General features: G+C 39.2%; 11 protein-coding genes. All 11 read right to left on the reverse strand.

The window, feature by feature from the left end; all coding sequences use genetic code 11:
* Nucleotides 1-3: 3 nt before the first annotated feature.
* A complete protein-coding gene (gene ruvA / locus BLT95_RS08050; protein WP_089665590.1) occupies nt 4-585 on the reverse strand; it encodes a Holliday junction branch migration protein RuvA in 582 nt (193 codons plus the stop codon).
* Between the two features lie 88 nt (nt 586-673).
* A complete protein-coding gene (locus tag BLT95_RS08055; protein WP_089665591.1) occupies nt 674-2,962 on the reverse strand; it encodes an NADP-dependent malic enzyme in 2,289 nt (762 codons plus the stop codon).
* Nucleotides 2,963-3,017: 55 nt separating this feature from the next.
* Entirely contained in the window at nt 3,018-3,941 is a 924-nt protein-coding gene (gene queG / locus BLT95_RS08060) for a tRNA epoxyqueuosine(34) reductase QueG (protein ID WP_089665592.1), read from the reverse strand.
* 216 nt (nt 3,942-4,157) lie between these two features.
* Nucleotides 4,158-5,492, reverse strand: coding sequence for a cytochrome P450 (locus BLT95_RS08065; protein ID WP_089666880.1), 1,335 nt, complete (start codon nt 5,490-5,492; stop codon nt 4,158-4,160).
* Nucleotides 5,493-5,609: 117 nt separating this feature from the next.
* Nucleotides 5,610-6,632, reverse strand: coding sequence for a Holliday junction branch migration DNA helicase RuvB (ruvB, locus tag BLT95_RS08070; protein ID WP_089665593.1), 1,023 nt, complete (start codon nt 6,630-6,632; stop codon nt 5,610-5,612).
* 136 nt (nt 6,633-6,768) lie between these two features.
* Nucleotides 6,769-8,592, reverse strand: coding sequence for a cbb3-type cytochrome c oxidase subunit I (locus BLT95_RS08075; RefSeq protein ID WP_089665594.1), 1,824 nt, complete (start codon nt 8,590-8,592; stop codon nt 6,769-6,771).
* A 17-nt stretch (nt 8,593-8,609) separates the two neighbouring features.
* A complete protein-coding gene (locus BLT95_RS08080; RefSeq protein WP_089665595.1) occupies nt 8,610-9,791 on the reverse strand; it encodes a cytochrome c oxidase subunit II in 1,182 nt (393 codons plus the stop codon).
* A gap of 33 nt (nt 9,792-9,824) precedes the next feature.
* A complete protein-coding gene (locus BLT95_RS08085; RefSeq protein WP_089665596.1) occupies nt 9,825-11,219 on the reverse strand; it encodes a quinol:cytochrome C oxidoreductase in 1,395 nt (464 codons plus the stop codon).
* An 18-nt stretch (nt 11,220-11,237) separates the two neighbouring features.
* Nucleotides 11,238-11,939 carry a cytochrome c gene (locus tag BLT95_RS08090; RefSeq protein WP_089665597.1) on the reverse strand — a complete coding sequence of 234 codons (702 nt, stop codon included), beginning with the start codon at nt 11,937-11,939 and terminating at the stop codon, nt 11,238-11,240.
* Nucleotides 11,940-11,951: 12 nt separating this feature from the next.
* Nucleotides 11,952-12,473 (reverse strand): DUF3341 domain-containing protein, encoded by a 522-nt coding sequence (locus BLT95_RS08095; RefSeq protein ID WP_089665598.1) that lies wholly within the window; start codon nt 12,471-12,473, stop codon nt 11,952-11,954.
* A 5-nt stretch (nt 12,474-12,478) separates the two neighbouring features.
* Nucleotides 12,479-14,272 (reverse strand): NrfD/PsrC family molybdoenzyme membrane anchor subunit, encoded by a 1,794-nt coding sequence (gene nrfD / locus BLT95_RS08100; protein WP_089665599.1) that lies wholly within the window; start codon nt 14,270-14,272, stop codon nt 12,479-12,481.
* Nucleotides 14,273-14,281: the final 9 nt, after the last annotated feature.

A 14,281-nucleotide genomic window follows, 5' to 3' on the forward strand; every position in this document is an offset into this window, starting at 1 on the left:
TACTTACAGCTTTTTAAGAGCCAGTTTAATTATAGATTCTACGGTAGATTCGGGATCTTCTTTCAGGATCTTTTCTACAACTTTGCCGGCCTGGCGTCTATTATAACCTAAGATCTCTAAAGCAGATAACGCTTCTTCCTTATTAGTATTGCTTTGAGACACGAAAACTTCATCATCACCCAAGACTTTTAACACCTTATCCTTAAGGTCTAGAATCACCCTTTGTGCAGTTTTCGCACCTATTCCCTTTACACTTTGAATAGTTGGCACATCCCCAGCGGCTATGGCCTCTGTAACTTCTCTTGGTTGAAGCGAAGATAGCATCATCCTGGCGGTACTTGTTCCTACTCCCGAAACCGAAATCAATAATCGAAAGATCTCTCTTTCAGATTTTTCAGCAAACCCATATAACGTATGAGAATCCTCTTTAACCTGAAGATGTGTATATAGACTCACGGCCTCAGAATCTGGGATCAAAGAAAATGTATGGAGCGAAATATTTACTGAATACCCTATCCCGTTGCATTCAATAACAACATATGTAGGATTTTTTTCAATTAACTGCCCTTTTAAATGATGAATCATGAAAAAACCTTGTGTTTAATCTCAAATGTAGTAAAATAATCACTCGTCTTAATTCTTCAAAGGAAGCAAGTTCAGTAGGATTATCAAACTATTTTTTTTGTCTCTTTTCCTTTTCCTGTGCATCTACTACCGCAACTGCAGCCATATTCACCATTTCTTCAACGCTTGCTCCAAGTTGCAATATATGAACCGGCTTTTTCATTCCCATCATAATAGGCCCAATAGAATCTACATTATTCAGTTCTTTAATAAGCTTGTACGTACTATTTGCCGAGTCCAGATCTGGATAAATAAGTGTATTCACCTTTTTTCCAGCCAACTTCGAAAACGGAAACTTACTCTGAAGCATTTCACGGTTCAGGGCGAAATCTGTCTGTAATTCTCCATCTACATGTAACTCTGGGTGAAACCTGTGTAAATAAGAAACCGCATCTTTTACCTTTTTAGCTCTTGGATCCTTAGAGGATCCGAAATTGGCGTATGAGATCATTGCGATCACCGGCTCCATCCCGAATAACTGTACTGTACGTGCGGTCATTTGCGCGATCTTTGCAAGATCTTTTGCCGGAGGATCTATATTTATAGAAGTATCACTAATAAAGATAGGCCCTCTGGAGGTATTCATCACATTGGTAGCAGCGACCCTGGAAACACCCTTGGCCATTCCTATCAATTCCAGCATAGGTTTTACCACGGTTGGATAGGCACGTGAATATCCCGATAGTAATGCATCTGCATCCCCTTCGTTGACCATCATGGCAGCAAAATAATTTCGCTCTCGCATCAATTTCTCGGCATCATACTTTGTTACTCCATTACGGTGCCTGGTTTGCCAGTATTTATAAGCATAATTTTTTCTATGCTCTTCCTCTTCATCAGATTTTGGATCTATAATAATTACATCATTCTCTTCAAAGTCAATTTCTGCCATTAATTCCTTAATCACCTCACGCCTACCAAGAAGAATGGGTACTCCTACTCCTTCATCCCGCACGATCTGTGCTGCTTTTAGTACATCCAGATGATCTGCTTCTGCAAAAACAATGCGCTTGGGATTTGTTTTAGCTCTATTCAACAGCAATCGGGTAATCTTGTTCTCATTACCCATTCGCTCAAGTAATTCTTCTTCATATCGCTCCCAGTCCTGAATATCCTGTCTTGCCACACCACTTTCCATCGCTGCTTTGGCAACTGCCGGTGGAACTTTGGCAATAAGCCTGGGGTCAAAAGGTTTAGGGATAATATAATCGGGGCCAAAATTCAAACGGGTCTCCCCGTAAGCAATATTTACCTGTTCCGGTACCGCTTCCTTGGCAAGTTCAGCCAGCGCTTTCACGGCCGCTTTTTTCATTTCTTCATTGATCTTGGAGGCCCTGACATCCAAAGCACCGCGGAAGATGAATGGGAATCCAAGTACATTATTTACCTGGTTAGGATGATCACTCCGGCCGGTAGCCATAATGATATCCTTTCTCGTATCCATAGCCAGTTGATAATCTATCTCCGGATTAGGATTTGCCATTGCAAACACAATTGGTCTTTTCGCCATACTTTTCAGCATAGCAGGAGAAACGATATTAGCGATTGAAAGACCTACAAATACATCGGCATTTTTCATCGCCTCTTCCAGCGTATCAATTTTTCTGGCGGTTGCAAACTCTTCTTTTTCTTCTGAAAGATTATCCCGGTCTTTTCTAATAACGCCTTTACTATCCAGCATTACGATATTTTCTGCCTTCGCGCCAAAAGCTTTATACAGTTTGGTACATGAAACTGCTGCGGCACCCGCGCCACTTATCACAATCTTTACCTTCTCGATCTTTTTCTTAGCAAGTTCCAGGGCATTCAGTAATGCAGCGGCTGAAATGATTGCAGTACCATGCTGATCGTCATGCATTACCGGAATATCCAACTCAGCTTTTAATCGCTGTTCTATTTCAAAAGCTTCAGGAGCTTTGATATCTTCAAGATTAATCCCTCCAAAAGTTGGAGCGATATTCTTAACCGTTTCAATGAATTTATCTACGTCTTTCGTATCAACTTCAATATCAAAAACATCGATATCGGCAAAGATCTTAAAGAGCAGACCTTTTCCCTCCATCACCGGTTTAGATGCTTCAGGACCAATATCTCCTAGTCCCAAAACCGCAGTTCCGTTAGAGATCACGGCTACCAGATTTCCTTTGGTAGTATATTTATAAGCGTTCTCTTTATCCTTTTCTATCTCCAGGCAGGGTTCAGCCACACCCGGTGAATACGCAAGAGAAAGATCTCTTTGCGTCGCATATTTTTTGGTAGGCACCACTTCAATTTTCCCCGGCTTCGGTTTTGCGTGATAAACCAATGCCTCTCTTCTCTTTCTGGAAGTATTACTCATAATTCGTTTTTTCGGCTGAGTAACAAAGGTAACAAGGCTGAAGCGAATAAGAAATCTATTCTTTCAGAAAACTGATATTCCTTTTCAAACCTTCAAATTTGGTACGTTTTACGGCAGATTTTCTGAAAATTTCATTGAAAGTTTCCCTGGTAATTTCTTCCCAGTCCTTTTTATCGTTCTCTAAAAGATCAGGATGCGGATTAAACAATGGCTCGTTATGAGGTTTTGAAAAACGATTCCAGGGACATACATCCTGGCACACATCGCAGCCAAACATCCAGTCATCAAACTGATTTTTCATTGAATCTGGTAATTCATCCTTCAATTCAATGGTGAAATAAGAGATACATTTACTACCATCTACTTTATAAGGCTCTACAATAGCTTCTGTTGGACAGGCATCTATGCAGGCGGTACAGCTTCCGCAGTGATCTGTAACCGGAGTGTCATATTCAAGTTCCAGATCTACGATCAATTCTGCAATAAAATAAAAAGAACCTGTTTGCTTAGAGAGCAAATTAGAGTGTTTACCAATCCAGCCTAGTCCGCTTTTTGCCGCCCAGGCTTTATCTAAAACAGGAGCCGAATCTACAAAAGCACGGCCGTGAAAATCACCAATTTCATCTTGCAAGGATGAAAGTAGTTCTTTCAGCTTATCCTTAATCACAAAATGGTAATCTCTACCATACGCATATTTACTGATCTTATATGAATCTTTATTCTGAAAATCTGAAGGATAGTAATTTAGTAAAAGAGAAATTACACTTTTTGAGCCGGGAACCAGCTTTGTTGGATCCAAACGCTTATCGAAGTAATTTTCCATGTAGCGCATTTCGCCATGCATATTGTCTTTCAACCAGTATTCGAGTCTGGGAGCTTCGTCTTCCAGAAATTCGGCTTTAGAGATTCCACAAGACAAAAAACCGAGGCGTTTAGCTTCGGCTTTAATTAATTCGGAATGTTTGGATTTAATGCTCATTCAGTCAAATTAATCTACTTTTTTAAATACCAGCTCCGTTCTCCTGAAGATAGTATTAACTTATTATTTCCTATCTCAAATTTGAAACAAGATCGAAGACACTTGCGTTATGAACATCAACTTTCTCATATTCATAAATTTAAATTCGAATTGATTTATCAAACTTTATATCACGAAAACATTCTAATATAATGTTTTAGAATTGTTCCATGAAAATCAAGTTCGTTTTACAAATTTCAAGAATGCATTTTCAGGCTTTAAGGTGATCAAGGGTTTTATGTCTATATCCTCAGCAACCGGAATTAATTTATAGTCATTAACCAGTTCAGCTACTGCGATGATCATTTCAAAAATCGCGAAATTATTACCAATACATTTTCTGGGTCCCGCGCCAAACGGAAAATACTGGGAAGAAAATTTTCTTCCTCCTTCAGAAAATCTTTCCGGGTCGAAAATATCCGGATTTCTCCAAAGATCTGGATGACGGTGAACCTCATATAAAGAAAATAGTAAATTAGAACCCGGTTCAAAGTATTTACCTTCAAATTCAAAAGCTTCTAAATTTACCCTGTCTATAAAATAAGCAGGCGGATATAAACGCATCGACTCTTCTATAACCATCTGCGTTTTAGCGGCACCGGTCACCAAATACATCAAATCATCAGATTCTTTCTTCAATTGATTAACCTCTTTGAAAATGACCTCCTGCCATTCAGGGTTTAAAGCTAAAAGTTGAGATGTAAAAGTCAGGGAATTAGACGTAGTTTCATGCCCAGCGGTAAATAGAATTAAAATCTCATCGATAAGCTGCTCTTCATCCATAAAATTCCCGTCGTCATATTTTGCCTCCAGCAGCATATCCAGTAGATCGTCAAAACGTTCTTGTGAAGCCCTGCGTTCATGGACAATATTTCGAAGAATTGCCCGAGCTTCATTAGTTAACTGAACATACGAATCAATCTTTCCACTTAAACTAAACCACCAACCTAAATATGGCTGCCGCAATTCTCTCACCAACATTTTTTGAGTCTCCTCGGTAATAAATTGCAGCCTGTTGATTTCTTTTTGATTAGCTGCACTGCTAAATAAAGATTTCACCACCGTTTGAAATGCGAGATCATTGAAAACAGGAAAAATATCAATCTCCTTTCCGGTGACTATTTTTTTATATTCATCACAAATAGCACTTTTTATTGAACCAAGTAAATTAGCAAGCTGTTTCTTATGAAAAGCCGGCTGAATTAATTTTCGCTGCTTTTTCCAATGCTCTCCTTCCGAAGTTAATAATCCTTCCCCGACATATTTTACAAGATCTTTGGTTTGAATTTCAGATTTCACAAAATTCTTTTGGTTTTTCTGAAGAACATATTCTACCAACCCGGCATCCCGGGAAAAGATCACAGATTTATTAAAACCTATATTCAACCGAAAAGTATCGCCTTTTTTCTGAAAATTGTTATGATGAAACGGTAGTGGATTCTTCAGAATATTGGCAGAATGCTTTAGAAATTTAAGCAGTGAAACTTCCGGGATATTTTTGTTGTTATTCATTAAACATTTTTCTTTTCCATTACGCTTCACCTGCACTCAGCATGAGATTTTCAACAAAATATTTCAACACTACTAAAGTACCAAGCCGAACAATTGATCAAAGACCTTATAAGCGCATCAAAAAAGTCCGCCCTGGGTATTATCCTTAATTCTTCCAAGATGCCTGTAAGCATGTTCAGTAACTTCTCGTCCTCTTGGCGTTCTATAGATAAAACCCTGTTGAATTAGAAAAGGCTCGTACACTTCCTCAATAGTTTCAGCGCTTTCACTTACGGCGGTTGCAAGGGTCGTGATTCCTACAGGACCTCCTTTAAATTTATCAATTATCGTGGCAAGTATTTTATTATCCATTTCATCCAAACCATGTGCGTCTACATTTAATGCTTTCAATCCGAATTTAGCAATTTCGATATCTATTTTTCCATTACCCTTTATCTGGGCGAAATCACGAACCCTTCTAAGCAATGCATTTGCTATTCTTGGAGTTCCGCGGCTTCTCCCTGCAATTTCTATTGCGGCATCCTGGGTAATTGGCACTTTTAAAATATCTGAACTTCGTTCTACAATTCCTGAAAGCAATTCAGTTGAATAATATTGTAATCTGCTGGAAATGCCAAATCTTGCCCGCATGGGAGCTGTTAAAAGTCCTGACCTTGTAGTTGCTCCAATAAGGGTAAACGGATTTAAATTGATCTGAACTGTTCTCGCATTTGGTCCGGTCTCGATCATAATATCTATTCGATAATCTTCCATTGCCGAGTATAAATATTCTTCTACAATGGGACTTAATCGATGGATCTCATCAATAAAAAGAATATCCCGTTCATCAAGATTAGTCAAAAGTCCGGCGAGATCTCCGGGTTTATCCAATACGGGACCCGAGGTGATTTTAATCCCTACATTTAATTCATTAGCTAGAATATGTGCAAGAGTGGTCTTCCCTAATCCCGGGGGACCATGAAATAAGGTATGATCTAGCGCCTCACCTCGTAAATTAGCAGCCTGAACGAATATCTGAAGATTTTCCAGTACCTGTTCCTGCCCTGCAAAGTCATCAAAACTCAGCGGCCGTAAAGCTCTTTCCACATCAAATTCTTCAGGAGAAAAATTATCTCCGGTAGCATCAAGGTTTTCGTTCATTATAAAAAGATTATCCGGATGAATATAAGAAATATTAGGCCAAATTTCAGATAAGAACTAAGAATCAAAGATAATTAAAAAAGCCTCTTCCAAATGGGAAAAGGCTTTTCTATATATTGATAATTGAATCTTTTTATTAATGATTCAGTTCTTCTTCATCTTTCTGTAAAGGAACCGTTTGAGGAATAAAATCCTGTCCTTTAATCACATAATTTCCATGCTCATCTTCCTTAGAATAATCATATGCCCAACGATATACCGATGGAATTGCTCCAGGCCAGTTTCCGTGAATATGCTCTACAGGAGTCGTCCATTCCAGCGTAGTTGCTTTCCATGGATTCTGAACTGCTTTTTTTCCGAAGAAAATAGAACCAAAGAAATTGTAAAGGAACACTAACTGTACTGCCGCCGTAATGATCGCAGCTACGGTAATAATCACATTTACATCTGCATAATCATCAAAATACGGGAAATTGGTGTTGGTGTAATAACGTCGTGGAAGACCTGCGATACCAATAAAGTGCATTGGGAAGAAAACTCCATAGGCACCCACCGCAGTTACCCAGAAATGAATATAACCAAGGTTCTTATTCATCATTCTACCAAACATTTTAGGGAACCAGTGATAAACACCTGCCAGTAAACCGTAAAGTGCCGAAATACCCATTACCAGGTGGAAGTGAGCTACCACAAAATAAGTATCGTGAACGTTGATATCTAAAGTAGAATCACCAAGGATAATACCGGTAAGACCTCCTGTAATGAATGTAGAAACGAATCCTATAGAAAATAGCATTCCGGGATTCATCTGGAGATTCCCTTTCCATAAAGTTGTGATCCAGTTAAAAGCTTTTACAGCTGAAGGAATCGCAATTAATAATGTTGTAAATGTAAATACTGACCCAAGAAATGGATTCATCCCAGATATAAACATATGGTGACCCCATACGATCGTAGAAAGAAAAGCAATTGCCAGTATTGAGGCGATCATTGCACGATAACCAAAAATTGGTTTACGTGAATTGGTTGCCATTATTTCTGAAACAATACCCATCGCAGGCAGAATTACAATATATACTTCAGGGTGACCAAGGAACCAGAACAAATGTTCAAAAAGAACAGGTGAACCACCCTGGTGACTTAACACCTCTCCCTGGATAAAAATATCACTTAGGAAGAATGAGGTACCGAAACTTCTATCCATTATTAATAACAATGCCGCTGAAAGTAGTACCGGGAAAGATACAACCCCAATAATTGCAGTTACAAAGAATGCCCAGATAGTTAAAGGAAGTCTTGTCATAGACATCCCCGTCGTTCTAAGATTAATAACGGTTACAATATAATTTAATGATCCCATTAATGAGGAAGCAATAAAGATTGCCATAGATACCAGCCATAAGGTCATACCTGTTCCAGAACCACTAATAGCCTGAGGTAATGCACTTAAAGGAGGATATATCGTCCACCCTGCCATAGCAGGACCAGATTCCACGAATAGAGAACTTAACATGATTACACTTGAAAGGAAAAACAACCAGTAAGAAACCATGTTCAGAAATCCTGATGCCATATCCCGTGCACCAATTTGCAATGGAATTAGGAGGTTAGAGAATGTACCACTTAATCCTGCAGTAAGTACAAAGAAAACCATAATGGTACCATGAATAGTAACCAAAGCAAGATAGATACTTGGAGTCATCACTCCATCTGGAGCCCATCTATCACCCAACAATGCTTCAAAAACCCAGAAAGATTGTTCTGGCCAGGCAAGCTGGATACGGAAAAGTACCGACATGGCGATACCAATAACTCCCATAATAAGCCCGGTAATAAGATACTGCTTGGCAATCATCTTATGATCCTGACTAAAAATATACTTCGTTATGAAAGTCTCTTTATGATGATGTCCGTGATCGTCGTGATGATCGTGTGCCGGTGCGTTTGCAATTGCTGACATATCTCTAATTCTTTATCTTAATTTTGTTCGTTTTCTACTACAGCCACATCGTTATTCTCTTGTGGCTCCTCTGTTCCGTTTTCCTGTTGTGAAGGCTCTTCGCTTTCGGTAGCTTCAGAAGCATCAGCATCTTTATTCTGATCTTCCATAGTACTTCCAAAAGTTGGCTGCTCTTCTAACCATGCATTGAAATCTTCTTCAGACTCCACAATAATCTTCATCTGCATATTATAATGAGCCTGTCCACAAATTTTATTACAAAGCAGGAAGTAATCGAATTCGTAAGTATCTAAGGTAGGTTCTCCCTGCGCGAGTAACTCTTTATTCTTCTCATTTCTTTCGTCATTGACGCTCTTCACCTTATCTACCATATATTCACTCTCTCTCATTTCTTCGGAAGTGATCGTTGGTGTAAATCCAAATTGGGTAATCATACCAGGTACAACGTTCATTTGTGCTCTAAAGAATGGGAAGTAAGCTGAATGCAATACATCCTGAGAACGGAATTTGAATAATACCGGCTTTCCAACAGGTAGATGCAATTCAGTTACGATCTTATCATCTTTTCCGTAAGAATCAGATTCATCCACACCTAGCTGGTTTACTCCTTCAATAAAACGAACATTCGCTTTTCCTAAGGTATTATCTTCTCCAGAATATCTCGCTCTCCAATCGAATTGATAAGCATATAGTTCAATAACCATAGGATCTTCTTCCTGGTTGATATTCATGATATCACTCCAGGTAAACAATCCGTAAATAATAAGTCCTGCAAGTACAATTACCGGGATAATGGTCCAGATAAATTCTAATTTATCATTATCTGCATAAAATAAAGCTCTCTGATTTTTCTTCCCTTTATATTTATAAGCAAAGTAATGCAGAAGTCCCTGCGTGATCACCTGAACAAACATGATGAGCGCGATAGAGATAAACATTAAAGTATCATATTCACCACCGTGCTCAGAGGCTGCTTCAGGTAAATAGAATCTTCCATATTCCCAGAAACAATAAATGGTGATTACATAAAGGAAAATAACAAAAGCCAGATTAAGGATTCCGTGCAACTTGTTATCCTTATCGTTTGCAACCTCAGAAGTATCGGCATCGGGCCTCTGAGATAATTGAAATATCTTAGAGATCTGCCAACCTGTTACGGCCAGAAGTGCTAGTACTATGATTACTAAAAATACGGTCATTTTATAAGTTCTTCTTTAAACAATCAATCTTAATTAATAATGGTAATGCTTACTCTCCTTGATAAAAGGATTTCCTTTAACCAGTAAGGGTGCTTTTGTTAGTGAATTAAAGACTATGAAGGTGAACAACCCACCAAACAGTAATATTGCACTTATCTCAGGCACTCCAATAAACCAGGATTCTCCTACAGTTGCCGGCATTATAAGGACATAAACATTCAGGTAGTGACCACATAGAATTACAATTCCAGTCATGATCACGAACCAGTTCACTCTTTTGTAATCACTGTTCATTAATAATAGTACAGGGAAAAGGAAGTTTGTAACCAACATACCGAAAAATGGTAACTGATAATCTTCAATTCTCTGGATAAAGTACACGACTTCTTCAGGAATATTTGAATACCAGATCAACATAAACTGAGAGAACCAAAGGTACGTCCAGAAAATACTGATCCCGAACATGAATTTCGCAAGGTCATGGATATGACTGTCGTTCACGAATTCAAGATAATTTCTTGATTTAAGGTAGATGGTAACAATGGCAATAGTTGTAATTGCTGAAACAAACAAACTGGCAAATACGAACCATCCAAATAATGTACTAAACCAGTGCGGATCTAAACTCATGATCCAGTCCCATGACATCATAGATTCAGTCACTATAAAGAATACCAGGAATCCTGCTGCAAGTTTAAAGTTCTTTTTAAAGATGGTATTATCTGTAGCATCATCCATTTTAATGGAATTCTTTCTAAGCAAATGTCTGAAAAAGATCCAGCCACCTAAATAAATCGCCGCTCTAATCAAAAAGAAAGGAACATTTAAATATGCTGTTTTTGCCTGGATGATCTCATCATGAGCAACTACTTCCGGGTCCATCCATATAAATAAGTGATTTAAATGTAATCCTGAAAGCACCAATAATACAAATACAATCAGTCCACCAGGTAAAAGGTATGCGGTGATCGCTTCCATTACCCTAAAAAGTACGGGAGACCATCCTGCCTGTGCAGCGTATTGAATTGCGTAAAAGGCTAAGGCCCCTAGAGATATCATAAAGAAAAAGAAGGCAGCCACATATAATGCAGCCCACGGCTTATTCTGTAATTGATGTAATATATGTTCATAATGCTCATCATCGTGTGAAGCTTCTTCGCCATGCCCTGCTTCAGCGGCATGAGATTCATTGTCTTGGGTATGCTCTATACTTTCAACTTCTGTATTAGCGCCCGGAAGCTGCTCTACATTAACCTGATGTGTATCTTCTGTAGCATGTTCTTCACCATGTTCACCATGAGAAGCCATCATTTCCTTGACATCCTCTACGGTTTCCGGTGCAGCGATGAATCCATAAATGAGACCTATTGCGCCAACAACCATACAAATGATTGCTGTTAATTTTAATTTACTGGATAGCGTATACATATCGATAGATCTAAATCTTTATTCTTGGGTTTCGGTTTGGTCGTTCTGGTTTTCCTGATCAGAGTTTATATCACCTGCATCATCATAAAGATTTGCATCGGCTCTTGAAGGAAGAAGTTGAGTTGGTTCCCCGGTTTCTTCTTCGTACTCTCTTTCAGCTTTTCCTTCCAACTTGTCTTTAAGGCTCATCACATAGTGATCTATCTGCCAACGTTCTTTTATCGTCGTTTGAGCAGCATAAGACCCCATATTATTAAGACCATAATACATAACGTGATATACACTACCTTCGGTAATCGCACGCCCGGCATCATCATATGAAGGAACTCCCAGAATCTTTTCTCGTTCTACAAGGATTCCCTTCCCTGCTCCTTTATCACCGTGACATACCGCACAATAAACAGTGTAAAGCGCTTTCCCTTCTACAAGGTTATCCTGTGTGTAAGGCAGTGGATTTTTCAGGTTAGCTTTTGCATCAGCAGCGCCTTCAGGATTATTCTGGTAATCATAAGGTAACCACCCGCGAGGAATCGTGCCCTCTACAGGAAGTTTTGCTTCCTGTCCATTTTGAAAAACCTTATACTCACCGTAAGTTTCGTAACCTACCGACTCATACATATCTGGCATGTACTGATAGTTTGGATCCCCCTTGTCATGGCAGGAAACAACTGCAAAGCCAAGCAGACAAAATCCTATAGTTTTATGGAACAAACTTCTCATTATCACTATTTATTATTCTATTAATTTAATTTCAGAAGCTCCCGTGTTATATAAAAAATCGGTAAGATCATCTATATTATGATTGGAAGCGTCTACCTCCATTAAGAATACATCATCTGTAGTTCTCACATCAGGATTTTCTGCTTTTTTAAATGGCCACAATCTACTTCTCATGTAAAAAGTGATCACCATAAGGTGGGCAGCAAAGAATACTGTTAATTCAAACATGATAGGCACAAAGGCCGGCATGTTTTCAATAAAGCTAAAACTAGGTTTACCACCAATATCCTGTGGCCAGTCTTCAATCATGATAAAATTCATCATTGCAACGGCTACAGATAGACCAACTAATCCATACATAAAGGATGTGATTGCCAATCTTGTTGGAGCCAGCCCCATTGCTTTATCAAGTCCGTGAACCGGAAATGGACAATAGATCTCCCCTATATGATAGCGTGCTTCACGAATCTGCTTTACAGCCTGTAAAAGCAGATCGTCATCTCTGTAAATAGCGTGTAAAACTTTAGATGCCATCCTGATTATTTATTTTTTAGTTTGTTTGCCTGAGCGATCCATCCTTCTCTATTCTCCTGGATAGGGAAGTTTTCAATCACTTCATCAAGCAATTCAAAATCCTGTTCTGTTAATTTACTTACCTGATCAAACAGATAGATACCAACCTGATGGAAATGTTGCTGAAGCAACGGTCCAACATTTTTCAATTTCGTAAGATCATCAGCATCCTGAGTTTTTGGATCGTAAGTCCCAATTCTGGAAAGCATCTCATCTATACGATCTTTAGTTACTTCAGATAAAGAAAGACCTTCCATATTCACAGTATCTTCATGTGATTCCCCCTCAGTATCACCAAATTGAGAAGTATGCTCCTCATTAATATTTGCTGAAGGGCCTGCACCCGCTGGGTCTACATCAACATGAGAAACATCGTCACCATGCTCAGCTCTTAATTTTTTATATTTTTCTCCTGAAGACTTCAAGATTGTTTTTACCTCTGCCTGAGCGATCACAGGGAACGAACGTGCATATAGAAGGAATAACACGAAGAAGAATCCAATGGTTCCAATAAAGATCCCTATATCTACAAAAGTTGGAGAGAACATCGTCCATGAAGACGGAAGGTAATCACGGTGCAATGAAGTCACGATAATTACAAAACGCTCAAACCACATTCCGATATTTACCACAATCGAGATAAAGAACGAGAACATAATACTGGTACGTAATTTCTTGAACCACATAAACTGTGGCGAGAACACATTACAGGTCATCATACTCCAGTATGCCCACCAGTAAGGCCCGGTAGCCCTATTAAGGAATGCATACTGTTCGTACTCAACACCTGAATACCACGCGATCACCAACTCGGTAATATATGCAGTACCTACGATAGAACCCGTAATCATGATCACAATGTTCATCAATTCGATATGCTGAATAGTAATATAATCTTCAAGATTAGAAACCTTTCTCATGATGATAAGCAAGGTATTTACCATGGCAAATCCAGAGAAGATCGCACCCGCAACAAAGTAAGGAGGGAAAATGGTGGTATGCCATCCCGGAATTACCGAAGTTGCAAAGTCAAAAGATACAATAGTGTGTACAGAAAGCACCAGTGGTGTTGCCAAACCGGCAAGTACTAGTGATACTTCTTCAAAACGCTGCCAGTCCTTGGCACGTCCACTCCATCCAAATGATAATATTCCGTATACTCTTTTTGTAAAAGGCGTAATCGCTCTATCACGAATCATCGCGAAATCTGGCAATAATCCAGTCCACCAGAATACAAGTGACACTGAAAGATATGTAGAGATCGCAAATACATCCCAAAGAAGCGGTGAGTTAAAGTTCACCCAAAGAGATCCAAACTGGTTAGGGATTGGAAGTACCCAATATGCCAGCCATGGACGCCCCATGTGAATTAAAGGGAATAGACCTGCCTGCATTACAGAGAAAATGGTCATAGCCTCTGCAGACCTGTTAATTGCCATTCTCCACTTCTGACGGAACAGCAATAGTACAGCAGAAATCAATGTACCGGCGTGACCGATACCTACCCACCATACAAAGTTGGTAATATCCCAGGCCCAACCTACGGTCTTGTTTAATCCCCAGGTACCAATACCTGTAGAAATTGTGTAAACTATACATCCAACACCCCAAAGAAAGGCAACAAGAGAGATAGCAAAGACTATCCACCAGGTTTTATTAGCCCTTCCTTCAACCGGAGCAGCAACATCAACAGTCACATCGTGATAGCTTTTGTTCCCGGTAACTAGAGGCTTTCGTATAGGTGCTTCGTAATGAGACATATCCTTATC

The organism is Gramella sp. MAR_2010_147, from assembly GCF_900105135.1.
Classification (GTDB): domain Bacteria; phylum Bacteroidota; class Bacteroidia; order Flavobacteriales; family Flavobacteriaceae; genus Christiangramia.

Excerpts from the sequence above, each read along its gene's own strand:
- BLT95_RS08090 (WP_089665597.1), bottom strand. The coding sequence starts at position 11,939 with ATGAGAAGTTTGTTCCATAAAACTATAGGATTTTGTCTGCTTGGCTTT.
- queG (WP_089665592.1), bottom strand. The coding sequence starts at position 3,941 with ATGAGCATTAAATCCAAACATTCCGAATTAATTAAAGCCGAAGCTAAA.
- BLT95_RS08065 (WP_089666880.1), bottom strand. The coding sequence starts at position 5,492 with ATGAATAACAACAAAAATATCCCGGAAGTTTCACTGCTTAAATTTCTA.
- BLT95_RS08080 (WP_089665595.1), bottom strand. The coding sequence starts at position 9,791 with ATGACCGTATTTTTAGTAATCATAGTACTAGCACTTCTGGCCGTAACA.
- ruvB (WP_089665593.1), bottom strand. The coding sequence starts at position 6,632 with ATGAACGAAAACCTTGATGCTACCGGAGATAATTTTTCTCCTGAAGAA.
- BLT95_RS08055 (WP_089665591.1), bottom strand. The coding sequence starts at position 2,962 with ATGAGTAATACTTCCAGAAAGAGAAGAGAGGCATTGGTTTATCACGCA.
- ruvA (WP_089665590.1), bottom strand. The coding sequence starts at position 585 with ATGATTCATCATTTAAAAGGGCAGTTAATTGAAAAAAATCCTACATAT.
- BLT95_RS08085 (WP_089665596.1), bottom strand. The coding sequence starts at position 11,219 with ATGTATACGCTATCCAGTAAATTAAAATTAACAGCAATCATTTGTATG.
- nrfD (WP_089665599.1), bottom strand. The coding sequence starts at position 14,272 with ATGTCTCATTACGAAGCACCTATACGAAAGCCTCTAGTTACCGGGAAC.
- BLT95_RS08095 (WP_089665598.1), bottom strand. The coding sequence starts at position 12,473 with ATGGCATCTAAAGTTTTACACGCTATTTACAGAGATGACGATCTGCTT.
- BLT95_RS08075 (WP_089665594.1), bottom strand. The coding sequence starts at position 8,592 with ATGTCAGCAATTGCAAACGCACCGGCACACGATCATCACGACGATCAC.